We start from the raw sequence: 1588 nt of genomic DNA on the forward strand, positions 1-1588 counted from the left end.
GGGGAGCGTGGGAACCTGGCGGGTAGTAGTCAAGCGATGGGGTGACGCAGGAAGGTAGCTGAGCCCGGCCGGTGGTTGTGCCGGGGTAAGCGTGTAGGCCGTGCTGTAGGCAAATCCGCAGCACATGTAGGCTGAGACGTGATGCCGAGCCGATTCAGGTGAAGTCAGTGATCCTATGCTGCCGAGAAAAGCCTCTAGCGAGTTCTTAGCGGCCCGTACCCCAAACCGACACAGGTGGTCAGGTAGAGAATACCGAGGCGATCGGGCGAACTGTGGTTAAGGAACTCGGCAAATTGCCCCCGTAACTTAGGGAGAAGGGGGGCCGGAGACGTGAAGCCCCGCGCGGGTGGAGCGTTGTATGGCCGCAGAGAGCAGGGGGAAGCGACTGTTTACTAAAAACACAGGTCCATGCGAAGAAGTAATTCGATGTATATGGACTGACGCCTGCCCGGTGCTGGAACGTTAAGGGGACCTGTTAGCTCTTCGGGGCGAAGCGGAGAACTTAAGCGCCAGTAAACGGCGGTGGTAACTATAACCATCCTAAGGTAGCGAAATTCCTTGTCGGGTAAGTTCCGACCTGCACGAATGGCGTAACGACTTCCCCACTGTCTCAACCACAGGCCCGGCGAAATTGCATTACGAGTAAAGATGCTCGTTACGCGCGGCAGGACGGAAAGACCCCGGGACCTTTACTATAGCTTGACATTGGTATCTGAGTTAGCTTGTGTAGGATAGGTGGGAGCCGGTGAAACCTATACGCCAGTATGGGTGGAGGCAATCTTGAAATACCACTCTGGTTGATTTGGGTATCTAACTTCGGACCGTTATCCGGTTCAGGGACAGTGTCTGGTGGGTAGTTTAACTGGGGCGGTTGCCTCCTAAAGGGTAACGGAGGCGCCCAAAGGTTCCCTCAGCCTGGTTGGCAATCAGGTGTTGAGTGCAAGTACACAAGGGAGCTTGACTGTGAGACTGACAGGTCGAGCAGGGACGAAAGTCGGGACTAGTGATCCGGCACTTGCGAGTGGAAGCGGTGTCGCTCAACGGATAAAAGGTACCCCGGGGATAACAGGCTGATCTTCCCCAAGAGTCCATATCGACGGGATGGTTTGGCACCTCGATGTCGGCTCGTCGCATCCTGGGGCTGTAGCAGGTCCCAAGGGTTGGGCTGTTCGCCCATTAAAGCGGTACGCGAGCTGGGTTTAGAACGTCGTGAGACAGTTCGGTCCCTATCCGCCGTGCGCGTAGGATACTTGAGAAGGGCTGTCCCTAGTACGAGAGGACCGGGACGGACGAACCTCTGGTGTGCCAGTTGTCCCGCCAGGGGCACGGCTGGTTAGCTACGTTCGGAAGGGATAACCGCTGAAAGCATCTAAGCGGGAAGCTCGCTTCAAGATGAGGTATCCCACCCACCTTGGTGGGGTAAGGCCCCCAGCTAGACGACTGGGTTGATAGGCCGGAAATGTAAGCCCGGTAACGGGTTCAGTTGACCGGTACTAATAGGCCGAGGACTTGACTACTAAGCTGCTACGCGTCCACTGTGCAACTCTGAACGAGCGAACACCCACGTGTGTGGTGTTGTTTGATATGT

Annotated in this window: 1 rRNA gene; it reads left to right on the forward strand. The window is 56.2% G+C overall.

Going from position 1 to position 1588, the window contains the following annotated elements:
- Positions 1-1517, forward strand: a 23S ribosomal RNA gene (locus ACWENR_RS26825); the annotation flags it as partial.
- Positions 1518-1588: the final 71 nt, after the last annotated feature.

This window comes from Micromonospora sp. NPDC004336 (genome assembly GCF_053602615.1).